Origin of the sequence: Rhizobium sp. Leaf306, from assembly GCF_001423425.1 — a bacterium.
Classification (GTDB): Bacteria; Pseudomonadota; Alphaproteobacteria; order Rhizobiales; family Rhizobiaceae; genus Neorhizobium; species Neorhizobium soli.
In genome coordinates this window covers 821873-847884 of record NZ_LMNX01000003.1, presented here as the reverse complement: position 1 = coordinate 847884, position 26012 = coordinate 821873, and the positions used below count along the sequence as shown (strand labels likewise).

Here is a 26012-nt window from a genome sequence, read left to right as displayed (position 1 = left end):
GGTATCGGCGGCTGGCCGGTGGTCTCGCATCCGGCCAGCCGCGTGTTTCGTCGTGCGCTGCCGTCAGCGTGTTTCGGTCATCCAGCCGAGGATGTTTTTCCAGAGCCTGGCGTAACCTTCCCATTCGCAGAAAGCCGGCGAAAGCCAATGAGGGCCGATGTCCGAAGTCCACGCCACGGTGCGGCCTTCGCCATGGGTGCCGGTCACCAGCAGCGGATGGCCGCCTTGGTCTTCGGGCAGGCGGGCGAGCACGTCCACATCGGCGCGGTCGCGCACCTCCACCTCGTTGACGCCCAGAAGCAGAGGCCATTCGCCGCTAAGGCCGGCCATCACCGGATGGTCGGGCTTGAGGACGACGGCGGTCGAACCCTCGGGTATTTCAACCCGATCGTCGTAGGGCAGGCAGGTGACGGGCAGCGTGTCCTCTACGGCCGTGCGGCGCCAGCGTGCCTTGCCGTCGATGCCCTGGAACGAGAAATATCCGCCGACCATCAGCAGTCCTCCGCCCTTTTCCACCCAGGCCTTGATGAGCCTCAGCCGGTTGGGCACGGTCTTGGAATGCAGCCATACGGCCGGCGGCAGCAGCAGCGAGTTGGCGCCGATATCAGAGAGGATGATCGCATCGTAGGCGTCGAGCCCGGCCATCTCGAAGGGGAATTTCTCGACTGCGTCATGGGCCGGCATATAGGTCAATTCGTACTGGCTGCCATCGAGCGCCTTGACCAGCGGCTCGGCGCCGAGGTGGAAGGTGACGCTGCCGAACTGGTCGAAGCCCTTGTAATGGGTGGCGGAGCTGATCCAGCTTTCGCCGACGAGAAGCACTTTCTTGGTCATGTCTTACCGGTCCTCGTGAGGAGTTGAAATATCGCTCTTGGTCGCGTCGGTTGCACCTTGAGCGAGGTGGAAGATGGCGGGTCCAGTGGCATCGGCTCAGTCGCGCGGATCGAGACGGTCGCGTAAACCATCGCCGAAGATGTTGAAGCCGAGCACAGTCAGGAAGATTGCAGCACCCGGAAACCAGGCGAGCCAGGTTGCCTGGTCGATAAAGCTGATTGCATCACGCAGCATGCTGCCCCAGGTCGGGGTCGGCGGCTGGACGCCAAGACCGAGGAAGGAAAGATAGGACTCCGTGATGATCGACGAGGCAAGCAGCAGCGATGCCTGGACCAGGACGGGCGACAGGGCATTGGGCAAAACGCTGCGGGTCATGATCGTCAGATTGCTAAAGCCGAGCGCCCGGTTCGCCTTCACGTAATCGAGGCTGGAGACCAACATGGTCTGGGCGCGGGTCACCCGGGCGATGGTCGGCGTGTTGATGACGGCGATCGCGATGATCGTGTTGGTAAGCGACGCGCCAAGCGCCGCTGTGATGCCGAGTGCCAGCAGGATGCCCGGAAAGGCCAGTAGAACGTCCATGCAGCGCATCAGAACCGCATCTGTTCTGCCGCCCAGGTAGCCGGCAACAAGGCCGATCGGCAGGCCGAAAAGAACCGCGCCACCGACGCTGATCACGCCGACAAGCAGCGATACCCGTGCACCGGACAGGATACGCGACAGCACGTCGCGACCGAGATCGTCGGTACCGAGAAAATGATCGGCTGACGGTGGGGCAAGCGTTGCCATGAAATCGGCAGCGTCAGGCGCATAGGAGGACAAGACCGGTCCGAACACCGCAGCCAGGACAAGGATGCTGACCAGCGCCATGCCGAAGGCACTGCGGCTGTCTTCCACAAGACGGCGTATCAACGAGTGAGATGCGGGAGCTGTGGTCATGCACGTTTCCTCAGTCTGGGATCGAGCGTCGCGTAAAGAAGGTCGGTGGCAAGATTGATGAAGACGAAGAGTACGGCGGATGCCAGGATGGCGCCTTGCACCACGGGATAGTCACGCGCGAAGATCGCATCGACCGTCAGCTTGCCGATGCCCGGCCAAGCGAACACAGTCTCCGTTACCACCACGCCGCCCATCAACTGGCCGAGCTGCAGGCCGACCAGCGTCGTTACCGGGATCAGGGCGTTTCGCAGCGCATGTTTCCAGACCACACGTCGAAAGGGCAGGCCCTTGGCGCGCGCCGTCCGGATATAGTCCGCATTCAGCACGTCCAGCATGGCGGCGCGGGTCATGCGCATGGTCGACGCGGCCATGGCGACGCCGAGCGTGATCGCCGGCAGGGTGATGTGGCGTAAAGCGCCAACGGGATCTTCGCCGATAGGCACATAGCCGGAGGAGGGGAAAATCTGCAGACGGATCGACAGGAAGAGGACAAGCAGGATCGCCAGCCAGAAGCTCGGCAGCGAAAGGCCTGCCAGCGAAATCAGCGAGACGCTATAATCGGCGACGCTGTTGCGGCGTGCTGCGGAAATCACTCCGGCCGGAATGGCGATGACCAGCGAGATCAAAAGCGCCGCTAAGCCGAGCTGCATGGTCGGCACCATGGCGGTCATGACCATGCTGAGGACCGGTCGGCCCGACTGGATGGAACGACCGAGATCGCCGATCAGAAGATGCCCGAACCAGGAGATGAACCGGAGCGGCAAGGGCTCGTCTAGAGCAAATTTTGCGCGCAGCGCGGCGATCGCTTCCGGCGTGGCATCCATGCCGAGCATGGCGGTGATCGGATCTCCGGGGATCATCGCGAGCAGCGTGTAGGAGAGCACGCAGAGGCCGAAGAGGACCGGAATGACCGAGAGGACGCGGGTGACGATCAGCTTCATGTCAGATGTCCTCAGCCTGTTGCGTTTGGCGGTCACGAGCGCGGCGATAGGCGGCCATGCGGGCAGAGGCGGACGTGCCCGGCAGGGTGTCTGGGAGCGTTTCGACCTGCGGAAGCGTCGTGGCGAAGAAACAGGCCGACAGGTGGGCCGCATTCACGGGCACGAGTGGCGGCTCCTCCTGCGTGCATCGGTCCTGCACATAGGGACAGCGCGCGGCGAACCGGCAACCGGCGATGCGGTTGGTCGGATCGGGTGGCTCGCCTGTCAGAAGCACATGCGATTTTCTCTGGATCTCGACGCGGGGTGCGGCGGCCAGAAGCGCCCGGGTATAGGGATGTCGGGGATTGTCGAAGAGTTCGCGGGTGGGCGCCTGCTCGACGATCCGGCCCGAATACATGACCGCGACATCGTGGGCCAGATGGCGAACGACGGCGAGATCGTGCGAGATGAAGATGAAGGCGACGCCGGTATCGCGCTGCAGGTCCTGCAGAAGGTTGACGACCTGCGCTTGCACGGAAACATCCAGCGCTGACACCGGCTCATCGCAGATAATCAGATCCGGCTGCACCGACAGCGCCCGGGCGATCGCGATGCGCTGCCTCTGGCCGCCGGAAAACTGGTGAGGGAAGCGGTCCAGCTGTTCAGCGGACAGACCGACCGCTTCCATCAGGGCGGCGGCGCGCTTCAATGCTTCCGGCCTGTCGCAAAGCCGATGCAGCAGCATGGGGCGGACCAGGACCTCGCGAATGCGTTCGCGAGGATCGAGCGATGCAAAGGGATCCTGAAAGACGACCTGAACCCGCCGACGAAAGCGGCGAAGGCCGTTGCTGTCGAGAGCCATGGCATCCTCGCCGTCGAGACGGATGCTGCCGCTGTCGGGATCCTGAAGGCGCAGCAGCAGGGAGCCGACCGTGCTCTTGCCGCAGCCGGATTCACCGACGACCGCAAGCGTGCGGCCACGCTCGACCGAAATGCTGACAGTGTCGACCGCATAAAAGCGCTTGGGCTTTCCCCAGCCGGTGGAGACGGAAAACGATTTCACCAAATTTTCGGCGGCGAGCAAGGGCGTCATGCCAGGTCCTCCACGGGCGCGCGCCAGCAGGCGACATGGTGGTCGACGCCAATCTCGCGCAGTGGCGGAAGCTTGGCGCATTCGGGTGCCGCAAACGGACAGCGCGGCGCGAAACGGCAGCCGAGCTCCTCCTCCCAGGGCGGCGGCATGCGGCCGAGGATGGGCTCGAGGCGTTCCACCGTCGCGCCCAGATGCGGCATCGCTGCCAGGAGGGCCAGCGTGTAAGGATGCTGGGCATCGGTAAACAGAGAGGCGGCCGGCGCTCTTTCGACAATGCGGCCGGCATACATGACCGCCACGTCGTCGGCGATTTCCGAAACCACGCCGAGATTGTGGGTGATGAACAGGATGCCCATGCCGGAGCGCTCGCGAAGCTCCATCAGCAAGGCAAGGATCTGCGCCTGAATGGTGACGTCGAGCGCCGTCGTCGGCTCGTCGGCGATCAGCAGCGACGGTTCGCAGGCCAGCGCCATGGCGATCATCACGCGCTGGCGCATGCCGCCTGAAAGTTCGTGCGGATAGGCATCGAGCCTGCGCTCGGCGGCAGGAATATGAACGCTCTGCAAAGCCGCGAGCGCCTTTTTCCGGGCTTCGGCCGCGGATACCTTCTGATGAAGCTGGACTGCCTCGGCAATCTGGTCTCCGATCGTGAAGACCGGATTTAGACTGGTCATAGGCTCTTGAAAGATCATCGCCATGCGGCTGCCGCGCAGCTTGAGCATGTCGCGTTCGGTCAGAGCCTTGAGATCCTGGCCTTCGAACAGCGCCTTCTCTGCCGTCATTTCCGAAATATCGTCCGACATTAACCGCATCAGCGACATGGCGAAAACGCTCTTGCCGGATCCTGACTCTCCGACAACGCAAGTGATACGGCCAGGGGCAATTTCCAGCGAAACATCCCTCACGATCCGAACTCGCTTGCCCGGCGGACCGAGGGCCACGGACATGCGATCGATGTCCAGAAGCAGATTCTGTTCTGTTTGCGCCATCACGTCAGGCCTCCGTTTTGCAAAGGGCGGAGAGTTCGGCAGGGCTGGGCAGTGCGCGGAAGGCGCCGGGACGCGTGGCCGTGATGGATGCAGCAGATTGGGCATAGGCGATCGCTTTCTCCAACGAATGGCCGAGCGAGAGGGTCGCGCACAGCGCGCCGCAAAACGTGTCGCCGCAGCCGGTCGTGTCCCTGACCTTGACGGCAATCGCTTCGTGGTGCCGAGTGGTGCCGCTCGAGTGCACCAGACAGCCGTCGCCACCGAGCGTGATGATGGTGGTTTTCGCGCCTCGTTTGTGAAGCCTTGCAGCCGCAGCACGGGGATCATCCAGACCACTGATGGCTTCGGCCTCACCGCGATTGACGACAAGAATATCGCAGTGGGCAAGCAGCGGCGTGGCATCCCACCAGATCGGGGCCGGGTTGAAGACCGTATAGGCGCCGCGGTCGCGTGCGGCCTTGAACCCGGCAAGTGTCGTCTCCTGCGTCAGATTTCCCTGGGCAAGGAAGAGATCGCCTGCCTCAGTGTTGGCGGCGAAGCGGGACGCGGCTTCTTGAGAGAAGGCGGCGGCACAGGCGCCGGCGGTGACGATGCTGTTTTCGCCATCGGGCAAGACCATCAGGAGCGAGAAATCGCTTGAGCCTTCCAGCCGCTGCGGTTCGAAGACCAGGTTTTGTTCGGCCCCGAGGATTCGGATGATCTCCTCGCCCATGCCGTCCTTGCCGATCGGGCCGGCAAAGCGCGTATCGGCCCCGGCGCGGGCGGCAACGACCGCCTGATTAAGGCCCTTGCCGCCAGGCGCACGCATGGCACCGTCGCCGAGCAGAGTTTCGCCCCGCTCGGGCAGGCGTGGCATCTGCAGGCTGATATCGAGCCCGGCATTGCCGAGTACAAGGACCTTAGCCACGCGCGGTCAGCTCCTTGCCTTCTTGACGGCCTGCATAAAGACGTTCAGGCGCTCGGGATCGACCGGGTTCCACCAGACGCCATCGCGTTTCAGGTAGCTTGCGACGATGACGGCGTCTGCGACCGAAAATATATCGCCGACATTGTCTGGCGTGACGCCGGAGCCGACGGCGACGGGAAGCGACGTGCCGCTATCGATGGTCTGGAGCTCTTCCATGGTGGCGGAATCGCCGGTGCGCTGGCCTGTGGCGATCGCTACGTCGGCGTCGAAGAATTCGTTGTCGCGGGCAAGTTCCTGGATGGTGCGGTCGCCGGTGATCGCATGGGCGCCGTGCTTGACGTGCACGTCGGCGAAGATCTTGATGTCGCGGGCGCGGAGGTACGCACGGTAGCGCGCAGCTTCGCCGGCAGGTCCGTCCATCAGGCCTTCGTTTGCGACATAGGCATTGGACCACTGGTTGACGCGCACGAAGGCGGCGCCAGCGGCCTTGGCGACGGCGATCGCCTGGATCGCGCCGTTGGCCAGAACATTGACGCCGACCGGGATGCCGGTTGCGCGACGCACCGCATCAGTCATGACAGCCATCGAAGCGGCGGTTTCCGGGCCGAGATTGTTCGGCTTGGCGAACGGGATGTCGCCGTGGTTCTCGACGATCAGTCCATCGACGCCGCCGGTCTTGTAACGCTCTGCCTCGGCAACGGCAAAATCGACAATCTCGGAGAACGGCTGACCGTCATAATCCGGCGAGCCTGGAAGAGCGAGGGAATGGATCACTCCGATGACGGCCTTGCGGCGGCCGAAAATCTGCTCGATGGCATTTGGCTTCACGCGGAAGACCGGTTTTGCCTTTGGTGTATCACTCATCTGGTTGCCTTTTTGCTTTTGCAGTCTTTTGGCACCGTCGCGACGCAGCAGGGCGCGCGACGGTGTGTCGTGAGGTTAGAGGAGAGCGGAAGGGATCACTTCTGCAGCCACGCGTCTCCAAGACGGAAGGCGGTGTCTGGGTAGGGGGTCCAGTGAAGCTTCTTGGTCGAGCCCTGCAGCGTTGAGTCGAAATGCAGGAACAGCATTCCGGCGTCGTCGGAAATCATCTGTTGTGCCTGCCTGTACATCGTAGCGCGTTCGGACTGGTCGGCGCTGACACGGGCCTTTTTCATCAGGCTGTCGACGTCATCATTGCTGTAGCCCGAGAAGTTGTTCGGACCGCCTTTGGTGAACCAGTTGTACATGTTGCCGTCCGGGTCCGGACGACCGGTCCAGGGCGACCAGGAGATATCGAAGTCCTTCTTCTGAAGGACCGAGATCAGGCTTGTCGCGTCAACCTGACGGACAGAGACCTTGAAACCGGCTTCCTGGGCCTGCGCCTGGATGATCTGTGCGACGCGAAGCTGCAGTGGCGACGCGACGACGGTGATTGCAAACGGTACACCGTCCGGATGACCAGCCTCGGTGAGGAGTTGTTTGGCCTTTGCAACGTCACGCTTGTAGGGCTTGAAGTTCGGATCGAACGCCCAGGTGATCGGTGGTGGAACGGGACCAAAGGCAGGCGAACCCGTATTGAAGTAGGCCACCTTGTTCACGACGTCCTTGTCGACGGAATACAGCAATGCCTGACGGACCTTCATATCGTTGAAGGGGGCCTTGGTATTGTTGATCGAGAAGGCATTGAAGCCGAGGCCCGGAATGTCGGCCACATTGACAGATGGATCGGTCTTGATCTGCGCCAGGCTCTGCGGCGGGACGATGTCGACCAGTTGGAGATCGCCACTTTTCAGGCCGGCCGTGCGCAGCGTTTCGTCAGGGATTGGTCGAATGATGACCTTGTCGAGGGGGGCACGTCCCTTGTGATAGCCGTCGAAGGCAGAGAGCACCATCTGGCCGTTTTTGGTCCAGCTATCGAGCTTGAAAGGTCCGGCACCAACCCCCTTGGTTGCGAAATCAGGACCGAGTTTCTGCAGCGCGGTCGGCGAGACGAAAAGGCCCGCACGGTTCGTCATCACCAAGGGAAACTGCGCGTAGGGCTGAGAGAACTTGACGGTGAAAGCAAGCGGCCCCGTAACCTCAACCGATGCGATCGGGCCGAGATCCGAACGACGTGGCGAACCGGTCTTTTGGTCCAGCATGCGGTCGAGATTGAACTTCGCGGCTGCAGCGTCGTAAGGGGTTCCGTCCTGGAACGTCACGCCCGGCTTGATCTCGAACGTGTAGGTGAGGTCATCGACCTGTTTGTAACTGGCAATGCCCGGGACGACCTTGAGTTCTGGCGTCATGGTCAGCAGGGGTTCGTAAATCAGGTATTGCTCGTAGAGCTCGAAATAGGAGGCGAAGAAGGCGGGATCCAGCGTCACGGGATCCGAGACGACGCCGATGTTCAGCGTGCCGCCTTTTTCGGGCGTCTGAGCGGAAGCTGCGACGGGCAAAAGAGACAGGGAGAGGGCTGCTAGGCCCAGAAACGAGCTGCGTATAGTCGTCAACGTCATGTTCCTTCTCTGGCGATTATTATTGTTGTTCTGTGTTCAGTATTCTTCGGGACGCACCTGTCCTGCGCCGGGAAGCCCGTCGGGACAGATGGATACGAATGTTGTGAGTATCGACGGCTGCCGAAACGGCACGGATAGCCGGCAGAGCCCCCGACCAAGCCGCGGGCTCCTGTGTTGCGATCAGCCTTTCGAGCTGTCAGGCTTTGATGAGCTTCACGTGGAAGCTGTAGCGTTCTGCGAGATAGTGCAGAACGACGTATTCCACTGGCTGCCTGTCGGGCATCCAGGAGGTTCGGTGGCAGATCAGCACGACCGCCGGCTGCCGGACGTTGAGGATGCGGGCCGTCATGGTGTCGGCCATTGCGGCTTCGATGCGTTCGTCGCCACCGGCGAAAACGATGTCGTCGCGCCGCAGTCTTTCGTAAAGCGAGCCGCTATCCAGTTCCTCGATCGTCGGAATACCCGACTTCTTGAACAGTTGCGGGCGCAGATATGTGATCGAGGTTGCAAGCGGCATGCCGTCCGCCAGCATTGTCCTGTCGATCTCCACCACGTCGTCGCCGGGCTGGAGTTGTAGCTCCAAAGCGATTGCCGCACTGGCGGACACGACCTTGACGGATCGTGTTCGATAGCCGGGTGTCAGACCGCGCCGACGCATGTCTTCCGAAAACGAGGAGATCTGGTTCAACGGACGCTCGACACGCGGTTCGATGACGATCGACCCGACGCCGGAGCGTCGCTTGATGAGACCTTCGGTTTCCAGATAGTCCAGAGCTGCCCGTGAGGTACTCCGGCTGACACCGAAGCGCTTGTTGATCTCCGCTTCCCCCGGCAGAACATCGCCAGGCTTGAAACTGCCGCTCTCGATGTCCGTCCGCAACCGGTCCGCAATCTGCGACCAGCGTGGTATCGGGCTTTCTTCAAGATCGGTATCATTCCAGCTCATGGTGATAGAGTATAACGTCATGACATTTCGTCAAGGCTATTTTTGAGCAATTTGCTGTGCGCTTAGTTTTTGGGCGAGTTGAGTATTATTGAACAGCGCTCGCCGATGGACGGTGCCGAGGTGACCGTTGAAGTGCGGTCCCTCCAACGCGGAAAGTATGTTCGTGGTCGAGTGCTCCACCGCCTTGGAGCCCTCCATCTTGGGGTAAGGTCAAGTCGGGGCGGCAGGACGGCTCGTCAACATAAGCCGTCCCGTCGCAAACGGAGCGAGCGTTGCTCTTCCACCATCGCCAGCTTCCTCACATTCAAAAGCGCTGAACTCTGACATCATCGAACACCAACGCCGATCCATGGGAAAAGCCGAGGAGTTTATCGCAGCAGATATGCAGTTTCACACGCGCATCGCGCAGATCACCGGAAACCCGATCTTAATTGCAGTCAGTGAAGCGATGCTGGCATGGCTGATGACCTATTACACGGACGTGCTGATCTGGACCGGCAAGGAGAAATTCACGCTAGTTGAGCATGAAGAGCCTCCATCGACTGGCGGCTAAGGATGTTGGCGGTGCGGTCCTTACGCACCTTGGACGGTCGCGGGCATCGTACACGCGATAGCAAGACCATAAAGGGACGGATGTTCTGACGGCAGGTCGATGGTTCTCGTCCGTTCAACTTGAAGGCTCGGAAGCGGATGTCGCGATAGTGCTTCTCTGTGGTAAAGTTTGGTCACGGCTGAAATGGAATGGTTCGCCCAGGTTGGCGCGCCTGACCCTTGGTGTAGGAAACACCATGCACCTTGACGCCATCGACGTTCAACAGAGTTATGATCCCTCCCTTGTTAGACAAAGCGGTTGGGGGCTTGATCTCGATGCTCATGGTCGCGCCAGCAGCGATCGTGCCGGAAAGCGTCATCGTATTCTTCTGCTTATCCTTGATCATCCATCCATCGAGCTGAACGGCAACGTCGGCCGTATTCAGTAGGGTGACGGTCTCGCGTTCGGGGGTGCGCACGTCGTTGACAAGTGCTGCGATGATTCGCACCAGTCCATCAGGAACGTCAAACGGCGGAATTCGGTCGCGATCGACCGGTGTATGTGGCTCACCATCGTGATCTGGATTGGCCGGGACGATCGGATCGGCGCTATCGTCGTCGGAATGCCAAGCTTGCGTCTGAAACTTGAGGAAGATCGCCACCCACTGGTTTTCGTTCGGGAATTCGAAAATCAGCGCACCATCTTGGAATTTGCCGTTGTCGCCCGCGAATTTACCGGGCGGGTTACCCTGGTTCATATGGATATCATGAATGCCGCGACCTGGCTTAAAACCGAAATACTTGTCCGCTTTGTCGGGTTCTGGACCCCAGATTTCGCCAAATGCATAGATCCACGAATCTTCATCGGACATGGCGCGCTGTACATAAGCGTCGATCTTTTCGTTCAGGTCGTTGTCTGGCCCTGTGGCTGAAAGCGGCAAGGGCTTTAGCTCCCAAGGCTGCATGAGATTGCTCCGAATGAAGTCGAGAGCGATGCCATCTGGAACGCTTGCTGCGCGGTGAAGCCCCTCGGACAACGCCGCAATCTCTTCCGTGATCGGATGCTCAAAGGCCGAGCGGACCAAGAACTGTACTTCGCTCCCGTCCTGTGATCTGACATTGATCGCAATGCGATGCATGGTTCCGTTTTCGGATACCAAAACCTGATAGTGGGGATTTGCGCCTGTTGCGAGGCGGTTGTTCGTCGGACGTCCCTTCAGGACGGCGTAGTTTTTCAGCGGCATGTCAGGGCTCCCACAGTTAGAATTCATCGAATAGCAGTGTCGTGACAATTGCAGGTTGGTTGATCGGCTTGAGAACGACAGTTTCTGTAAAGTCTGACGTCCTCCGATTGCGAGTGGATCAGTCAAAATGACAGGGCAAGCCAACGCGCCGCGTGGCTGCGGCAGTTTAGCCTAAAGCTTTGGCGCCGCCCGCCTCACGGCTTTTGCTGCGAACGAAATCTCGCCTGTGGCCGAGACCGTAAATCGATACGCCTCGTTCATAAGTTTCTTGCCTGAGTGAGTGAAAGCGAGCACCCGCTCACCATCTGTCCTAACGTGAGAGATACCGAAATTGGTTCGCTCAAAAGCGAACACCTTCCTCGCGGCATCCTTGGGGTCATTCACAGAGCCAAGGACCTTGAAAAAAGCCGCGAGCTCAGTGCAGAATATGATGGAAGGTGTTGTTCGCCCGGCTTTTCCAAGAGCTGCTATAAGAGTGGCGCGTGGGTGAATGTATTCCTTAGCTTCGCTCTCGTCTCCTGACGAAATCAACGACACGACCGGAGAGACCTCCTTGAGAAACTCCATGTCGAAGTCGGCGGACCCATGGTGAGGCGCCTTCAGGATTTCCGCGCGGACGGCTGCACCGGGTAGCGCCTCTCGCAACCGTTGCCCGGCCTCCTGGTTCATGTCGCCGGTAAAAAGAAACCGAACGTTGCCGTAGCGGAGACGGAAGTTGATCGAATGTCCGTTGATCGTATGAGACGCGGAGGGAGAGCCAACCTTGGCGGCGACAGTCCCTAACATGAGATTTGCATCGTCCGGTGGTTCACCCAAAAACCGCAAGCCGACATTCTTGTCGATAATATCGGTAATGGGGCCAAGAAGCTCCACCGAGATATTGTCGGCGGCGAGAAAGTCGAAGGCACCTACGCTTGTGTGATCAAGACGCCGCTTCTCAATCGGCTTCCCGGTTGCGCGTTCGACGCGTGGTCCCCACGCTTCGAGGGTCTCGACCCAAGTGTTGAACTTCCCGTTTCTGTCAACTTCCGGGACGGTAGCTTGATCGTCCACGAGGTCGACAATGAATATCCTTCCATCTGCCTCTACGGTCCTGCCGAACATCTCGGTTTCTTTTCGGCGTTCGCCGGTAAGCTTCTTCAGCGGGCGTTTCACGATGCCATTGTGAAAAATCCGCTTCGGGGCGACAAATATCCGCTTTTGAGGTCTCGTATCGGTTTCCGACTTTCGCAGTTCGGTAAGGCCATCAAAATGGTCGGCGTCACCGTGCGTGATGAGAATGAGATCGACAATCAGTGGATCGTCATCGCTTGTTTTCGGAAATCGCGCATTGGCATGCCGAGCAAAGAGCTGGTTGTCGCCGCCGTCGATGAAGATCACTTTACCGCTCGGCGTTTCGATGATCAGGCCATCGCCTTGCTGGACGTCGACCATCGACAGACGGAGCAATGCATCCGACCGAAGTCGAGCCCGCCCATCGATAAATCCTCGGTCTACAACTCCCCGGAGACCGACGATCTCAACCTCTTTTTTGCCCTCTGGCTCAGACAGGACATTGCAGCCATCACCCCAGTAGTACTGGGCTTCCGAACCGTCGGGTCGCCGAAGATTTACGATGTCGTCATCAAGATATTGCATCGAAACTCCTCCACAGAGAACGATCAGCAACAAAAGTTTAGATTAGTATTCTATCGAGTCAACTAGAGTCTAAGATTAAAATCGTTCAAAAGCAGTCATAAGTTATTCATAAGGTTCAAGAATATTGTATTTATCAATGCCATATAAAAAGAGTGACTGAACTCCGTCAAAGATGCGAAGCATAGGCCTTTAGTGCGGATCGCAGCGGTTTGCGCTTGCCTTGTCGGGTGGCGGATCGCGCACCATGCTCTCTCGGTGTCCTGCTGAGGCGGGCAGTCAGGCAGGAGCATCAGTGTTATGTAAAGCAGCCGCGTGACGGCTGACGGCTCCTAAACCGATCGACCGTGTCTCAAATGGACGCGATCCAAGCCTGCCTCGATCTGGCAATTTGTGCGACAGATAGCAAGCTGAGGCTGTAGGAATGCTCCGGACGAAGACGCTCGCCAAGATTCGCAATGTCGACGAAAAAGTCGAGCAGCGCGTCAGCTGGCCCAGTCACGTCGTGGTTGACGGTGACCATACATTTGTCATTTCACTCCATACCCATGTTGACTTATAAGCACTTTTCCGTGGTATAAAGCTTACAACATAAGTAGGTGGAGGCGTATGTTAGTCATTCTTGCGGACGACCTGACCGGTGCGCTCGACTCGGCGGCGCCTTTTGCCGGGCGAGGTATTCGCACCGACGTGGCGCTCAACCTTGATGCAATTACGGGGATCGTCGCCGATCGCCCCGACGTTCTGTCCATCAACCTCAACACCCGCGAAACAAGTGCCGGCGAAGCACGTGCCGCCACGGCTGCGACAATCACCTTGCTGCCGCCGGGAACGCGGCTGTTCAAGAAGGTCGATTCCCGCCTCAAGGGAAATATCGTTGCCGAACTGGACGCCATCCCTTTCACACGTGCCCTCGTTGCGCCTGGGATACCAGAGTTCGGTCGGGTGGTTGCGAACGGATGTGTCACGGGCTTTGGTATCGACGCTCCGATCGTGATCGCCGACAGGCTCGGTGCGCACACAGCTCGTGCCCATATCCCTGACGCTAGCTCAGCCGCCGACATGGACGTTGCGCTCGACGTCGCTGAGAACAACGGGACCGATCTGCTGATCGGCGCTCGCGGTCTTGCAGAAGCGCTCGCCCGTCGCATGACGAACAAGGTCGATGCGCAGGCAGCGACCATCCCGTCCGGTCCGATCACATTTGTCATCGGATCGCGCGATCCGATCACGCTTGCGCAGATCGACGCCCTGCGCAACGGCCACAGCCTGACGTATCTGCCTGCGCCGAACGGCCGGCTGGACGCGGAAAGTGGGACAAGACCTGATCTGACGCTGGTGCACGCGACGCCGGGTGAGGAAGAGCTCGATGCGCAGCTTGTGGCGGAAGCTCTGGCTGACGGCGTGCACGAGAACCTTGCCGGTTACGACGGAACGCTGCTTCTCTCCGGTGGAGCGACGGCCGAGGCGGTGCTGCGTCGGCTGGGCCTGTCGAGGCTGCGTCTGCATGGCGAATGCCTGCCGGGTCTTGGTCTTGCGTCGGCACAAGGGCGCTGCATTATTGCAAAATCGGGTGGCTTCGGTCATCCCCATACGTTGAAGCAAATTGCAGACATGGTCCTGCGAAAGGCAGGTTGACGATGGGACTGGAAACGGGAACCGCCCGCAAGGGCCTTGCGGATATCGTGTTCGAGCGGATGTTGCGCGCAATCAAGTCCGGTGCGTACAAGCCCGACGAGCGCCTGCCGACGGAACACGATCTGGCCGCCGAATTCGAGGTGTCCCGACCCGTCATCCGCGAAGCACTGAAACGGCTGCGCGACCAGAGCCTGATCTATTCAAGGCGCGGTGCCGGCAGTTTCGTCCGCTCGGTAGGCTTGCGGAATCCGCTAGGTTTCGGCCAGCTGGAAAACGTTGCCGATCTTCTCAACTGTTACGAATTCCGCCTGACGATGGAGCCTGCCGCAGCTGCGGCCGCTGCCGCCCGTCATGATGCCGACAGTCTGAAAGCCATCCGCCAGGCGCTCGAACTGCTGCGCGATGCCACGAACCGTCAGTCACACCGCGAGGATGCCGACTTTCAGTTCCACCTCGCCATCGCCCGTGCCGCGCAGAACAATTATTTCACCACGGCCATGGAAGCCCTGAAGGATCATATTGCCGTCGGTATGAAATTCCACGGCGCCTCGATCAAGCGCGAAGCGTCCGGCCTGTCGCGCGTGTTTGGCGAACATGAGGCCATTGCAACAGCGATCGCCAACAGCAACGAGGATGATGCGCGCCGTCTGATGTTCGAGCATCTGAAGGGATCGCGGGAGAGGCTCTTTCAGTCGTCGCATCTGTAGGCTCGATCTTGAGGATCGCGAGCGATTTGACTTCGGTATGGTACGCAAAAGGCGGTGCTGGCGGCACCGCCTTTTTCACTGGAGCGAGGATCTCAGAAGCTCGCGCGATAGATCGCCAGAACGTCATCCACGCTCATATCGGCCGGGTTGTTGTCCATGAGGCGACGGATAGCGTGCGCATCTGCGGCAAAGCGCGGAAGATCGGCTTCGGTCGCGCCATGTTTTGCCAATGACATCTCGATGCCGAGATCAGCACAGAAGCCATAGGCCTGCGCGGACAGGTCGGCCTGCGAGAGATTTTGGCCTAGCCCCAGCGCCTGTGCTACTTCCGCAGTCTTGTCCTTTGCCACTGGCGCGTTGAACGCCAGGACGTGGGGAAACACGATGGCATTGGCCAGCCCGTGCGGCAGATGCAGCAGCGTGCCGAGCGGATAGGCGATGGCATGGCCTGCCGCGGTATTGACAGGCCCGAGGCAGATGCCGCCGTAGTAAGACGCCAGCATCAGACCTTCGCGTGCCTCACGATCTGCGCCGTCCTTGACCGCGCGGCTCAAGAATTTGCCGACGAGGTGAATGCCCATGCGCGCAAAACCGTCGATCATCGGATGCGAACGCTTGCTGGTAAATGCCTCCACGCAATGCGCCATCGCATCGACGCCGGTTGCAGCGGTGACGGCCGGCGGCACCGAATAGGTGAGTTCCGGATCGAGAACCGCGAGATCGGCAATCAGGTACGGAGATTCGACGGCGATCTTCGCGCCCTTTACGGTGTCGGTGATCAGCGAGCGGATGCCGGCTTCGGAGCCTGTTCCAGCCGTGGTGGCAACCTGCGCCAGACGCGTGCTGCGCCCCGCCACCTTGTTGGGGCCGGCGACATCGGACAGGGTCTGCTCGCTATCCCAAAGGGCCGCGACAAGCTTGGCGACGTCCATGACGGAACCGCCGCCGAGGCCGATAACGAGATCCGGCTTTGCGGCACGGGCAGCTGCCAGCGCGGCATCAAGCGTTTCGATCTCCGGCTCGCCGGGAATGGCATCGAACAGGGTAACCTTCCCCGGCAGTTTCAACCGGTCGATGAAGCCGGCTGTAATCGGTGTTGCGATTACCAGCGTGGAGGAAACCGCTCCAGCCCAGGTGCCGACCTCGCCGACACTACCGGCGCCGATGACAAGTCGTTTTGGTTGATGCAAGACGATTAATGGAGCGCTGCTCATGTCTGCTCTCCCTTGCCGCCAGCTACCAGCTTGCGGGCATAGGCAATGGCCGACAGCATGTTGCCGTGGTTGGCGATGCCTTTGCCGGCAATGTCGAAAGCTGTGCCGTGGTCAACAGAGGTGCGGTCGATCGTGAGATCGACGGAGACGTTTACAGCCGTATCGAAAGCGACGAGCTTGATCGGGATATGGCCCTGATCGTGATACTGCGCGACGACGAGGTCGAAGCCGCCGGAATAGGCACGGTGGAACACGGTGTCTGCCGAGATCGGGCCGTAGGCGTCGATGCCTTCGGCGCGGGCGGCAGCCACGGCCGGCGCGATCTGGTCGTCATCCTCGGTGCCGAACAGGCCGTTTTCACCGCAGTGCGGATTGATACCAGCAACCGCGATGCGTGGACGCTCGTAACCCGTGCGCTTCAGGTGATTGTTGCCGGCCTTGATGGTGGCCAGCACCCGTTCGGTGGTTGCGCGGCGGATCGCTTCCTGCAGCGAGACATGGGTGGAAACGTGGATGACCTTCAGCTTTTCCGAAGCGAGCAGCATATAGGCGGCTGCCGATTTCGTCAGGCTGCGCAGCATGCCGGTATGGCCGTCGTAATGATGGCCGGCAAGGTTGAGGGCTTCCTTGTTGATTGGGGCGGTCACGATGCAGCCGATCACGCCGGCTTCGGAATCGCGCACGGCCTTTTCGATAAAGCGGAATGCCGCATCTCCGGCGACCGGTGAAAGCTGGCCCCAGGGTAGCGGTGCCCCTTCGATCGGCAGGTCAACGACATAGGCCGCAAGATCGATCTCGACGTTCAGCGCCTTGCGGGCGGCTTCCAGCGTCGGCAGGTTTCCGTAGATGCGGGTGACGGCACGATCCGCGTCGCTCATTTCGGCAAGCGCCCGTACCGTGATCTCGGGTCCGACGCCGCAGGGGTCACCCATGGTGATGCCGATGATGTTGCTCATGCTTGTTCTCCCGCTGCTGAACTGGCCCAGCCTGGCGCCAGACGAACGTATTTGATGGAGCGCCTGTAATAGGTGTAGGCGATATGAAGACTGCCGTCGTTACCCTCAAGCAGCGACGGATAGGACATTTCCTTGTTGTGACCGTCGATCGAATTGTTCGACAGGCAGGTGCCGGGACCATCCTCGATGATGATCCGCTGCGAGAAGCTTTTTGCTCCGTCGTCGGAAATGCAGACGGCAACCGGCGCACGTGGCACACCCCAGATCGGCACGCAGCCGCCATCCGGATTGGCATCCGGCCGGTCGTCGCCTTCGCCCAACTCGTCGTAAAGCGAGGCGCGGCGGTCTGTGGACATGTCCGCATTGGTCGGGTTGCAGATCATCGCGATACGGCCATCCTGCAGGCGGGTTGCGGCGATCGATGAATTGTTGTTGGGAACGTCGGTCGCTTCGGGCGCGGACCATGTACGCCCGCCGTCGGCACTCTCGGCGCGAAAGACGAAATCGGCCTGCCTGCGGCGGAACACGGCGGCGTACTTGTTGTCTCCTATGGACACCGGGCTCATATGGACGCAGCCGGTCGACTGATCGAGGTCGTCCAGACGCCAAGTTTTGCCGTGATCTTCGGAAATGCCGAGGGCTGCGCGATCATGGCTGCCGTTCCATTTCTGGCCAGGACGCTGGATGCAGCGGAAGATCGGCAATAGCCAGGCTCCATCGTCGCGAACGGTCAGCGGTGCTCGAACGAAGCAGCCGCGCGGCAAATCGAGATAGCGTCCATCGCTGACCGTCAGTTTGGTCGCGTCACCGGCATCGCGATTTACCTCCGCCATGCGGATACGGCATTCGTCCTGATTGCCTGAAGGCTGAGACGTGTGGAACAGGAGCAGGCCGCCTTCAGGTGCCGCAAACAGAACCGGGTTCTGTTCGGAATGGGCGGGGTCGAAACTCAACCGCTGCGGCTCGCCCCATGTGTCAGACCCCGGCGCCAGAACGGAAGCAAAGATCGAGATATCCGACTTGCCTTCCAGCGTGCCGCCGAACCAGGCGCAGATCAGCGCGCCGTCTTCGGCGAGGTGCAGGAATGAGGCGTGGTTCTGGATCATCGGGGAAGCCAGCATGGCCTCGTGTCGTCCATTTCCGACGGCTTTCACCGTGCCGGTCATGACGGTTGCAATCTGTTCAGGCGTCATCGGCGTCTCCTCTGGCCACCGTGAAAATCACCAAAATAACAAAGTTGTCAAGTTTGAAGGACTTTGAAATTTGAAGATTGAGGCCAGTTCTTCAGCCTCATCATCATGATAATAAATGGATTTATCCTCACGAAAGTTTGTCCAAATCCTATAGCGGAATAATTAATTTGACAAACTTGGTCAGACATCAGATGGTCTGCGTCAGCCCGCTTATGGCGACGAAACGGACGGAGGCATCCCGACCGACGCACAGGGCCACACGGAGGAATGCCTGAAGCGCACAGTCGGGAGACCATCGCAAGATGAGCACTGACCAGTGCGATCCGCAGCTAGAGGGAGGAGAATGACATGAAAACTTCGCATCTATTTGGAGCCTTTCTGTGCTCTGTCCTTGCACTTGGTACCGGTTTTTCTCCGGCGCAGGCTGCGTCGAGCGACATCAAAATCGTCTTGCCTGAGGAAGCCGACCTGCTTGAGCCCTGCATGGCGACGCGCTCCAATATCGGCCGCGTCATCATGGAGAATGTCAGCGAAACGCTGACCGAGCTCGATGTGCGCGGCAAGCAGGGCGTGATGCCGCGACTTGCTGAAAAGTGGGAGCAGACCGGCGACGGCACCTGGCGCTTCCATCTCCGCCAGGGCGTGACATTCTCCGACGGCAAAGCCTTCGGCGCCAAGGACGTCAAATACAGCTTCGATCGTATTTTCAGCGACAAGAACATCTGCGAATCCCGCCGTTACTTCGGAGGCATGAAGTTCGACGTGAAGATCGTCGACGACACCACCATCGATTTCAAGGTCGATCCGGTGCAGCCGATCCTGCCGCTGCTGCTGTCGCTCGTTACCATCGTTCCTGATGGCACGCCGCTCGAATTCATCCGCGAGCCCATCGGCACCGGCCCCTACAAGCTGTCCAACTGGACGCCGGGCCAGCAGATCGTGCTCGACGCGCGTGACGACTACTGGGGCAAGAAGCCAGCGGTTACCAAGGCGACCTATCTCTTCCGCTCCGATCCGGCCGTGCGCGCTGCTATGGTTCAGACCGGCGAAGCGGATCTTGCTCCGTCGATCTCGCAGGTGGAAGCGACCAACGAGAAGACGGACTTCTCCTATCTCGACAGCGAAACCGTCTATCTTCGCATCGATGGCAATATCGCGCCGCTCAATGATGTCCGCGTCCGCAAGGCGCTGAACCTGGCGATCGACCGCGAGGCGTTTATCGGAACGCTCGTGCCGCAGGACGCGGTGCTTGCGACGGCTCTTGTGCCGCCGACGACACTCGGCTGGAACCCGGATGTCAAGGTCTTCCCGTATGATCCGGATCAGGCAAAGAAGCTGCTCGACGAGGCGAAGGCTGACGGCGTTGCTGTTGACACGCCGATCACCGTCGTCGCGCGGACAGCCAATTTCCCGAACGTGACGGAGATCATGGAAGCCATCCAGGCTCAGTTGCAGGATGTCGGTTTCAAGATCGACCTGCGCTTCGTCGAAGTAGCCGAGCATGAGGTCTACTACTCGAAGCCGTTCAAGGAAGGTCGCGGTCCGCAGATCGTTGCCGCCATGCACGACAATTCCAAGGGCGACCCGTCCTTCACCATGTTCTTCAAATACGACTCGAGGGGCACCCAGTCGGGTTACTCCGATCCGAAGGTCGATGACCTCGTTACCCGCGCTTCGGCTGCAACCGGTGATGAACGTGCAAAGCTGTGGTCGGAGCTGATCGCCTATGTCCACGACGATCTCGTGGCTGACGTGTTGCTCTTCCACATGGTCGGTTATTCCCGCGTGTCCGAACGTCTGGAGTTCAAGCCGAGCATTGCGACCAACTCAATGCTGCAGCTTTCCGAGATCAGCATCAAGAACTAACCCCGGACCATAAGCTGAGGACGACCCTGATCGTCCCAATCGAAGTGAAATGGGCGGCGCTCCTGCCGCCGTCCATTCCAGCAAGATCGAGGTCACCATGCTCACTTTCGTTCGCAAGCGCGCCTTTGCCAGCCTCATCTCGCTCGTCGGGTTGCTGGTCATGGTGTTTTTCCTGTCGCGCCTGACAGGCGACCCGGCTTCCCTTTTTCTCCCCGTCGAAGCATCGGCCGAAATGAAGGCCGAGTTCCGTGCACTGCACGGCCTCGATCAGCCGCTTCTCGTGCAGTTCGGCCAGTATGTCGGCAATGTCGTAACCGGTGACCTCGGCGAAAGCCTGCGCAAGGCGCGCCCGGCACTCGATGTCGTTCTCGAAGCCTTCACCTGGACGCTGTGGCTTGCCGTCATCACCATGACGCTGGTCACCATCGCGGCCATCGTCGTCGGCTCGCTTGCCGCGTTTCGCACCGGCGGCTTCTTCGACCGGTTTTCCTCGATGGTGTCGCTGATCGGCGCTTCCGTCCCGGATTTCTGGCTCGCGATCGTCGCGATCGTGGTGTTTGCCATCCAGCTGTCCTGGTTGCCGACCTCGGGCACGGGCACGCTTTCGCACTGGATCCTGCCGATCTGCGTGCTGTTCGTGCGCCCATTCGGTATCATCGTGCAGCTGGTGCGCGGCTCGATGATTTCAGCGCTGTCTTCGGCCTATGTGAAGACGGCTCGCGCCAAGGGCGTCAAATCCGGGCCGATCATCTTTATCCACGCCCTGCGCAACGCCATGCTGCCGGTCATAACCGTGATCGGCGATCAGGCCGCCAGCCTTCTCAACGGCGCGGTGATCGTCGAAACCATCTTCGGTTTCCCGGGCGTCGGCAAGCTGATGATCGACAGCATCCTGCAGCGTGACTTCAACGTCGTGCTCGCGGCGATCCTTGTCACCGCTTTCGCCATCTTCCTCATGAACCTCGTGATCGACCTTGCCTACGCTTTGCTTGATCCACGCATCCGCTACTGAGGATCGACATGACCATGGCCGTCCCATCCCCAACGCCCGACAATGCCATCGCCGCCGAGCCGGGCTTCTTCGTCCGCATGGCACGCATGCTGTGGGCCGACAAGTTTGCGCTCTGCGCCGCCATCTTCCTCGTCTTCGTCATTGTCATGGCGATCATCGGCCCGACCCTTCTTGATGACCTCGCCACCAAGCAGAACCTGCGCGGCCGCAACCTTGCGCCGTTCGATTTCAGCCGCGACTGGTTCATTTGGCTCGGCGCCGATGCACTGGGACGCCCGCTCTGGCCGCGCATTATTGTCGCCACTCAAAACACGATCATGGTCGCTGCCGGTGCCGTGCTGATCTCCGCTGTCATCGGCACGCTGCTTGGCTTGATCGCCGGCTTCGCGTCGGAGCGAACGAGCCAGATCATCATGCGTATCGCCGACGTCATCATGTCCTTCCCGTCGCTGCTGGTCGCGGTGATCGTGCTCTATATTCTCGGCTCCTCCATCCTCAACCTGATGCTGGTCTTGTCGATCACCCGTATTCCGGTCTATCTGCGCACCACCCGCGCGGAGGTTCTCGAAATCAAGAGCCGCATGTTCGTGCAAGCCGCCCGTGTCATGGGCGCATCGTCGAAGCGTATCCTCTTTCGCCACATCCTGCCCGTCGTCTTCCCGACGCTGATGACGCTTGCCACGCTCGACTTCGCCTATGTGATGCTGGCCGAAAGCGCACTTTCGTTCCTTGGCATCGGCATCCAGCCGCCGGAAATCACCTGGGGCCTGATGATTTCTCAGGGGCGCCAGTACCTGACCAATGCCTGGTGGCTGTCCTTCTGGCCCGGGCTTGCAATCATTCTGACCACGCTGTCGCTCAACCTTCTGTCCAACTGGCTGCGTATCGCGCTCGACCCGGTCCAGCGCTGGCGCCTGGAAATGAAAGGATCGAAAAATGGCTGATCATCTTCTCGAGGTCCGCGATCTCTCCGTCGACTTTCACACCGTGACCGGCACCGTCCACGCCGTACGCAACATCTCCTACTATCTCGACCGTGGCGAAACGCTCGCCATCCTCGGCGAAAGCGGTTCTGGCAAATCGGTATCGTCAGCGGCGATCATGAACCTGATCGACATGCCGCCGGGCAAGATCACGTCCGGCGAGATCCTTCTCGATGGCAAGGATCTCTTGAAAATGTCGGGGGAGGCTCGCCGCGCGGTCAACGGCCGGCGCATCGCGATGATTTTTCAGGATCCGCTCAGCCACCTCAACCCGGTCTATAGCGTCGGCTGGCAGATGCGCGAGGCGCTAAAAACCCACGGCATCAGCACCACACAGGCGCAGGCCGAAGCCTTGCGTCTCTTCAAGCGCGTGGCGCTGCCGGATCCTGAAGCTGCGCTCGACAAATATCCGCACGAGTTTTCCGGCGGCCAGCGTCAGCGCGTCATGATCGCCATGGCGCTGGCGCTCAAACCCGACCTGCTGATTGCCGATGAGCCGACCACCGCGCTCGATGTCACCGTGCAGGCGGAAGTGCTGGCACTTTTGAAGGAATTGCAGCGCGAAACGGGAATGGGTGTTCTGATCATCACCCACGATCTCGGCGTCGTCTCTGAGGTCGCCGACCGCGTCGTCGTGATGGAAAAGGGCCAGCTTGTCGAAAGCGGCACGGTGCGCGACGTCTATCGTAACCCGCAGCACGCCTATACCAAGAAGCTGATCGCCGCCGCCCCCGGCAAGGGCGACATGCATGAGCCGGACGCACACGGCGCATCGATCCTCAGCGTCAAGGATGTCCGCAAGTTCTATGGGGGATTCGAAGCGCTGAAGGGCGTGTCCTTCGAGCTGAAGCCCGGTGAAACCGTCGCCGTCGTTGGCGAAAGCGGGTCGGGAAAATCGACGCTTGCCCGCGTCCTGTTGCGCCTCGAAGAGCCAGATGGCGGCACTGCGCGCTGGAAGGGCAAGGACCTCTTCACGATGTCGCCGGGCGACCTGTTCAAGCTGCGCCGCGATCTGCAGATGGTGTTTCAGGACCCGACGCAGTCGCTCAATCCGCGCATGACGGTCTATCAGCTGATCTCCGAGGCCTGGGTCATCCACCCGGAAATCCTGCCCAAAGCCAAATGGCGGGAGCGTGCCGCCGAACTGCTCGATCAGGTCGGCCTGTCGCCTGAGCATATGGGGCGCTATCCGCACCAGTTTTCCGGCGGTCAGCGCCAGCGCATCGCCATTGCCCGCGCCCTTGCGCTCGAGCCGCAACTGATCGTCTGCGACGAGGCCGTGTCGGCACTCGACGTGTCTGTCCAGGCGCAGGTGATCCGGCTGCTCGACGGCTTGCGCAAGAAGATGGGCATCGCCTTTATCTTCATCGCCCACGACCTGCCGCTGGTGCGCGATTTCGCCGATTACGTGATGGTCATGCAGAAGGGCGAGGTCGTCGAGTTCGGCACTGTCGCGCAGGTCTTCGACAATCCGCAAATGCCCTATACGCAGGCGCTTCTTGCCGCGAGCCTCGATCCGGATCCGGATGTGCAGGCCGCAAACCGCAATGCGCGCCTCGCACGCGTTTCCCAGATTTGATCCCGGAGTAGAATAATGACCAAGAAAGCCTTCGTCGCGATCGTGACATGCTTCAACGACGACGAGACCATCAATTACGAGGCCACGCGCGCCCAAGTGCGCCGTCAGGTCGCGGCCGGCAACAATATCATGTGCGCCGGCACCAATGGTGATTTTTCGGCGCTCACCCACGGCGAAAAGATCAAGCTGCTCGAAGAAGTGGTCGATGAAGTCGGAGGCAAGGTCGATGTCATCGTGAACGCCGGCATGCCGGCCACTTTCGAAACGCTGCAGCTTGCCAAGGAATTCGACCGGATCGGCGTGACCGGCATCGCCGTTATCACGCCCTTCTTCATCGCCTGCACGCAGGATGGCCTTGTGCGCCACTTCTCGACGGTCGCTGATGCCGTCGACACCCCGGTCTATCTCTACGATATCCCGGCCCGTACCCAGAACCATATCGAGCCGGAAACCGCCCGCAAACTGGCGACCCACGGCAACATCGCCGGCATCAAGGATTCCGGTGGCGCGCAGGAAACGCTCGCCGCCTATCTTCAGGTTTCCAAGGAGGTCGAAGGTTTCGAAGTCTATTCCGGCCCCGACCATCTCGTGCTTTGGGCGCTGCAGAACGGCGCTGCCGGCTGCATCTCCGGTCTCGGAAACGCCATGCCTGACGTGCTTGCCGGCATCGTCGGCGGCTTCAATTCAGGCGATATCGCAGAAGCCGAACGTCAGCAGGAGATCTACACCGCTTTCCGCACCGCTCTCTACGCCCACGGCTTCCCGCCGGCCATGGTCAAGCGCGCGCTCTACCTGCAGGATCCCTCCGTCGGCGCCAGCCGCCAGCCCGCACTGCTGCCAAATGCCGAGCAGGATGCCCGCATCGGCGAAACGCTGAAGACGTTCGGACTGCTGTAAGCAACGACTGAGATATTGAAGGTCCGGACCGGAATCGTACTGCAGTCATGCAGCGCTGACGGATCCTGATGCTGCGATCAGCTATTCTGGGGCACTCGGTCACGAAGAGTGGAGTCAGGCAGCACGAGGCCCGATTAACATCCAAGACTCGTCCGAGAACTGGTTTGGCGAGAGATGCTCCCCAAATCGAGCGCCGGCTGCCTCTGCAGATCTAGCTGGAGAGATCACGCACTGCGGAGCTTCCAACAAGAGTCGACGATCCATGGGGTCTCGGGATCAAGAAGGATGAATTCGGCCTGCTGAAGGCGGTGAACAGCGCCCTCGACGAAGCCGAATCCTCTGGCGAGGGACGAAACATCTAAGACAAGTGGTTCGGCGACGCGACGGACTACAAGCTGAAGCGCTCTTTCACCATCGGCCCGATCGCCGCCGAATAATCGAGGTCAACCGGCAGGTTGCGATCCCGTGGCAAGGAACGTGACCTGGCTTTGCGTGAGGCGAGAATGGACCTACTCACGGCTGATCAGATCCAGCAACTGCTTTGGGGGCTGAAGACCACCATCCTGCTGTCCGCGGTGTGCTCGTTGATGGCTTTCACCATTGCGCTCGCATTCTTGGTGGCCAGAGCAACCGAGATCGCGACCTGCAGATGGATCGTTGATGCGTTTGTCGCCTATCATCGCAATGTGCCGCTGCTCGTGCAGGTCATGTTCTGGTATTTCGGCATGCAGGAATTGTGGCCGGAGGGCCTGCGCTCCTGGCTCTACGACCACAATGCCGAATTTTGTTTCGCAGCCATTGCGCCGGCACTCGGCAATTCCGCCTATCTCGCCGAGGACATTCGAAGCGGCCTCCGCGCCATTCCGCACACCCAATTCGAGGCGGCACGGTCGCTTGGCTGCAGCTACATGCAGACCATGCGCTACATCGTCGTACCACAGGCATTGCGCATTTCCCTGCCGTCGCTCGTCGGACGCGCCCTGCGACTGTTCAAAAACACCAGCGTTGCAATGGCTATTAGCGAGGCGGAACTCACGTACGAGACGTGAGAGGACGAAAACCTGACCTTCAAGACGTTCACCGTCTTCGATATTGCCACCCGCCTCTACCTTATCGGAACCCTGTTGATCATGGTTTTCGGCTCGTGGCTGGAAAAGCGGACCCGCATCGGTAAGAAGGACGCTTCCCATGCTTGATATTATCCACGAGTACTGGCTGAGCTTCCTGGTGGGGCAGTATCCGAACGGGCCGCTCGGCGGTCTAGCGATGACGCTGATTGTGGCGGTCATCAGCATTCTCCTGTCCTTACCGCTCGCCATCGGCCTGGCACTGTCACGCCTGTCGGCCTTCCGCTGGCTGCGCCTGACGAGCACATCCGTCGTCAACATCGTGCGCGGCATACCACTGTTGATGCTCATTTTCAGGTGCTACTTCGTCATTCCGATCGCG

General features: G+C 60.2%; 22 protein-coding genes and 1 pseudogene. 9 read left to right on the top strand and 14 right to left on the bottom strand.

From position 1 onward, the window contains the following. Positions 1-63 precede the first annotated feature (63 nt). From ASG19_RS17235 to ASG19_RS17195, 9 genes are all read right to left on the bottom strand, one after another. On the bottom strand, positions 64-834 hold the full coding sequence (locus tag ASG19_RS17235; protein WP_062460014.1) for a glutamine amidotransferase: 771 nt from the start codon (positions 832-834) through the stop codon (positions 64-66). Positions 835-930: 96 nt separating this feature from the next. Further along, positions 931-1773 (bottom strand): ABC transporter permease, encoded by an 843-nt coding sequence (locus ASG19_RS17230; RefSeq protein WP_062460012.1) that lies wholly within the window; start codon positions 1771-1773, stop codon positions 931-933. Continuing rightward, entirely contained in the window at positions 1770-2714 is a 945-nt protein-coding gene (locus ASG19_RS17225; RefSeq protein WP_062460010.1) for an ABC transporter permease, read from the bottom strand. The genes ASG19_RS17230 and ASG19_RS17225 overlap by 4 nt, the downstream gene beginning before the upstream one ends. A gap of 1 nt (position 2715) precedes the next feature. Then, complete coding sequence (locus ASG19_RS17220; protein WP_082476385.1) at positions 2716-3786, bottom strand: ABC transporter ATP-binding protein; 1071 nt, start codon at positions 3784-3786, stop codon at positions 2716-2718. After that, positions 3783-4775, bottom strand: coding sequence for an ABC transporter ATP-binding protein (locus ASG19_RS17215; protein WP_062460008.1), 993 nt, complete (start codon positions 4773-4775; stop codon positions 3783-3785). Before ASG19_RS17215 ends, ASG19_RS17220 begins: the two co-directional genes overlap by 4 nt. A 4-nt stretch (positions 4776-4779) precedes the next feature. Next, positions 4780-5682 (bottom strand): ribokinase, encoded by a 903-nt coding sequence (locus tag ASG19_RS17210; protein ID WP_062460006.1) that lies wholly within the window; start codon positions 5680-5682, stop codon positions 4780-4782. A gap of 6 nt (positions 5683-5688) precedes the next feature. Then, positions 5689-6546, bottom strand: a complete 858-nt coding sequence (locus ASG19_RS17205; RefSeq protein WP_062460004.1) for a BtpA/SgcQ family protein — start codon at positions 6544-6546, stop codon at positions 5689-5691. 95 nt (positions 6547-6641) lie between these two features. After that, positions 6642-8162 carry an ABC transporter substrate-binding protein gene (locus tag ASG19_RS17200; protein WP_082476384.1) on the bottom strand — a complete coding sequence of 507 codons (1521 nt, stop codon included), beginning with the start codon at positions 8160-8162 and terminating at the stop codon, positions 6642-6644. Positions 8163-8358: 196 nt separating this feature from the next. Then, a complete protein-coding gene (locus ASG19_RS17195) occupies positions 8359-9129 on the bottom strand; it encodes a GntR family transcriptional regulator (RefSeq protein WP_082476383.1) in 771 nt (256 codons plus the stop codon). Positions 9130-9430: 301 nt separating this feature from the next. Here ASG19_RS17195 and ASG19_RS17190 point away from each other — a divergent pair. Next, positions 9431-9722, top strand: a pseudogene (locus tag ASG19_RS17190) (FCD domain-containing protein); the annotation flags it as partial. A 111-nt stretch (positions 9723-9833) separates the two neighbouring features. Here the strand turns inward: ASG19_RS17190 and ASG19_RS17185 are convergent. Both ASG19_RS17185 and ASG19_RS17180 read right to left on the bottom strand, forming a co-directional pair. Next, the gene (locus ASG19_RS17185) at positions 9834-10883 is read right to left on the bottom strand and encodes a DUF2278 family protein (protein ID WP_062459994.1); all 1050 of its coding nucleotides are present in this window, start codon (positions 10881-10883) and stop codon (positions 9834-9836) included. Positions 10884-11054: 171 nt separating this feature from the next. Beyond that, complete coding sequence (locus ASG19_RS17180) at positions 11055-12521, bottom strand: hypothetical protein (RefSeq protein WP_062459992.1); 1467 nt, start codon at positions 12519-12521, stop codon at positions 11055-11057. Positions 12522-13127: 606 nt separating this feature from the next. On the opposite strand from ASG19_RS17180, the gene ASG19_RS17175 reads away from it, so the two are divergent. Further along, a complete protein-coding gene (locus ASG19_RS17175) occupies positions 13128-14156 on the top strand; it encodes a four-carbon acid sugar kinase family protein (RefSeq protein ID WP_062459990.1) in 1029 nt (342 codons plus the stop codon). Positions 14157-14158: 2 nt separating this feature from the next. Continuing rightward, positions 14159-14863 carry a FadR/GntR family transcriptional regulator gene (locus tag ASG19_RS17170; protein ID WP_062459988.1) on the top strand — a complete coding sequence of 235 codons (705 nt, stop codon included), beginning with the start codon at positions 14159-14161 and terminating at the stop codon, positions 14861-14863. A 92-nt stretch (positions 14864-14955) separates the two neighbouring features. Here the strand turns inward: ASG19_RS17170 and ASG19_RS17165 are convergent, their stop codons facing one another. The 3 genes from ASG19_RS17165 to ASG19_RS17155 are packed head-to-tail and all read right to left on the bottom strand — an operon-like array spanning position 14956 to position 18226. After that, on the bottom strand, positions 14956-16077 hold the full coding sequence (locus tag ASG19_RS17165) for an iron-containing alcohol dehydrogenase (RefSeq protein ID WP_062459986.1): 1122 nt from the start codon (positions 16075-16077) through the stop codon (positions 14956-14958). Continuing rightward, complete coding sequence (gene pdxA, locus ASG19_RS17160) at positions 16074-17033, bottom strand: 4-hydroxythreonine-4-phosphate dehydrogenase PdxA (RefSeq protein WP_062459984.1); 960 nt, start codon at positions 17031-17033, stop codon at positions 16074-16076. Before pdxA ends, ASG19_RS17165 begins: the two co-directional genes overlap by 4 nt. Continuing rightward, positions 17030-18226, bottom strand: coding sequence for an exo-alpha-sialidase (locus tag ASG19_RS17155; protein WP_062459981.1), 1197 nt, complete (start codon positions 18224-18226; stop codon positions 17030-17032). Before ASG19_RS17155 ends, pdxA begins: the two co-directional genes overlap by 4 nt. A 348-nt stretch (positions 18227-18574) precedes the next feature. Between ASG19_RS17155 and ASG19_RS17150 the strand changes: the two genes are divergently transcribed. From ASG19_RS17150 to ASG19_RS17125, 6 genes are all read left to right on the top strand, one after another. Then, positions 18575-20092 (top strand): ABC transporter substrate-binding protein, encoded by a 1518-nt coding sequence (locus ASG19_RS17150; RefSeq protein ID WP_062459979.1) that lies wholly within the window; start codon positions 18575-18577, stop codon positions 20090-20092. 97 nt (positions 20093-20189) lie between these two features. Beyond that, positions 20190-21104 (top strand): ABC transporter permease, encoded by a 915-nt coding sequence (locus ASG19_RS17145; RefSeq protein ID WP_062460512.1) that lies wholly within the window; start codon positions 20190-20192, stop codon positions 21102-21104. Positions 21105-21112: 8 nt separating this feature from the next. Further along, the gene (locus tag ASG19_RS17140; protein WP_062459977.1) at positions 21113-22048 is read left to right on the top strand and encodes an ABC transporter permease; all 936 of its coding nucleotides are present in this window, start codon (positions 21113-21115) and stop codon (positions 22046-22048) included. Then, positions 22041-23666: an ABC transporter ATP-binding protein gene (locus ASG19_RS17135; protein ID WP_062459975.1), complete on the top strand. Its 1626-nt coding sequence runs from the start codon at positions 22041-22043 to the stop codon at positions 23664-23666. The genes ASG19_RS17140 and ASG19_RS17135 overlap by 8 nt, the downstream gene beginning before the upstream one ends. Positions 23667-23681: 15 nt before the next feature. Next, positions 23682-24563: a dihydrodipicolinate synthase family protein gene (locus ASG19_RS17130; RefSeq protein ID WP_062459973.1), complete on the top strand. Its 882-nt coding sequence runs from the start codon at positions 23682-23684 to the stop codon at positions 24561-24563. 503 nt (positions 24564-25066) lie between these two features. Continuing rightward, a complete protein-coding gene (locus ASG19_RS17125) occupies positions 25067-25612 on the top strand; it encodes an amino acid ABC transporter permease (protein WP_200933915.1) in 546 nt (181 codons plus the stop codon). Positions 25613-26012 lie beyond the last annotated feature (400 nt).

What these genes read in the sequence shown, in the direction of transcription:
- ASG19_RS17235 (WP_062460014.1), bottom strand. Translation starts at nt 834, where the DNA reads ATGACCAAGAAAGTGCTTCTCGTCGGCGAAAGCTGGATCAGCTCCGCC.
- ASG19_RS17230 (WP_062460012.1), bottom strand. Translation starts at nt 1,773, where the DNA reads ATGACCACAGCTCCCGCATCTCACTCGTTGATACGCCGTCTTGTGGAA.
- ASG19_RS17225 (WP_062460010.1), bottom strand. Translation starts at nt 2,714, where the DNA reads ATGAAGCTGATCGTCACCCGCGTCCTCTCGGTCATTCCGGTCCTCTTC.
- ASG19_RS17220 (WP_082476385.1), bottom strand. Translation starts at nt 3,786, where the DNA reads ATGACGCCCTTGCTCGCCGCCGAAAATTTGGTGAAATCGTTTTCCGTC.
- ASG19_RS17215 (WP_062460008.1), bottom strand. Translation starts at nt 4,775, where the DNA reads ATGGCGCAAACAGAACAGAATCTGCTTCTGGACATCGATCGCATGTCC.
- ASG19_RS17205 (WP_062460004.1), bottom strand. Translation starts at nt 6,546, where the DNA reads ATGAGTGATACACCAAAGGCAAAACCGGTCTTCCGCGTGAAGCCAAAT.
- ASG19_RS17200 (WP_082476384.1), bottom strand. Translation starts at nt 8,162, where the DNA reads ATGACGTTGACGACTATACGCAGCTCGTTTCTGGGCCTAGCAGCCCTC.
- ASG19_RS17195 (WP_082476383.1), bottom strand. Translation starts at nt 9,129, where the DNA reads ATGACGTTATACTCTATCACCATGAGCTGGAATGATACCGATCTTGAA.
- ASG19_RS17185 (WP_062459994.1), bottom strand. Translation starts at nt 10,883, where the DNA reads ATGCCGCTGAAAAACTACGCCGTCCTGAAGGGACGTCCGACGAACAAC.
- ASG19_RS17180 (WP_062459992.1), bottom strand. Translation starts at nt 12,521, where the DNA reads ATGCAATATCTTGATGACGACATCGTAAATCTTCGGCGACCCGACGGT.
- ASG19_RS17175 (WP_062459990.1), top strand. Translation starts at nt 13,128, where the DNA reads ATGTTAGTCATTCTTGCGGACGACCTGACCGGTGCGCTCGACTCGGCG.
- ASG19_RS17170 (WP_062459988.1), top strand. Translation starts at nt 14,159, where the DNA reads ATGGGACTGGAAACGGGAACCGCCCGCAAGGGCCTTGCGGATATCGTG.
- ASG19_RS17165 (WP_062459986.1), bottom strand. Translation starts at nt 16,077, where the DNA reads ATGAGCAGCGCTCCATTAATCGTCTTGCATCAACCAAAACGACTTGTC.
- pdxA (WP_062459984.1), bottom strand. Translation starts at nt 17,033, where the DNA reads ATGAGCAACATCATCGGCATCACCATGGGTGACCCCTGCGGCGTCGGA.
- ASG19_RS17155 (WP_062459981.1), bottom strand. Translation starts at nt 18,226, where the DNA reads ATGACGCCTGAACAGATTGCAACCGTCATGACCGGCACGGTGAAAGCC.
- ASG19_RS17150 (WP_062459979.1), top strand. Translation starts at nt 18,575, where the DNA reads ATGAAAACTTCGCATCTATTTGGAGCCTTTCTGTGCTCTGTCCTTGCA.
- ASG19_RS17145 (WP_062460512.1), top strand. Translation starts at nt 20,190, where the DNA reads ATGCTCACTTTCGTTCGCAAGCGCGCCTTTGCCAGCCTCATCTCGCTC.
- ASG19_RS17140 (WP_062459977.1), top strand. Translation starts at nt 21,113, where the DNA reads ATGACCATGGCCGTCCCATCCCCAACGCCCGACAATGCCATCGCCGCC.
- ASG19_RS17135 (WP_062459975.1), top strand. Translation starts at nt 22,041, where the DNA reads ATGGCTGATCATCTTCTCGAGGTCCGCGATCTCTCCGTCGACTTTCAC.
- ASG19_RS17130 (WP_062459973.1), top strand. Translation starts at nt 23,682, where the DNA reads ATGACCAAGAAAGCCTTCGTCGCGATCGTGACATGCTTCAACGACGAC.
- ASG19_RS17125 (WP_200933915.1), top strand. Translation starts at nt 25,067, where the DNA reads ATGGACCTACTCACGGCTGATCAGATCCAGCAACTGCTTTGGGGGCTG.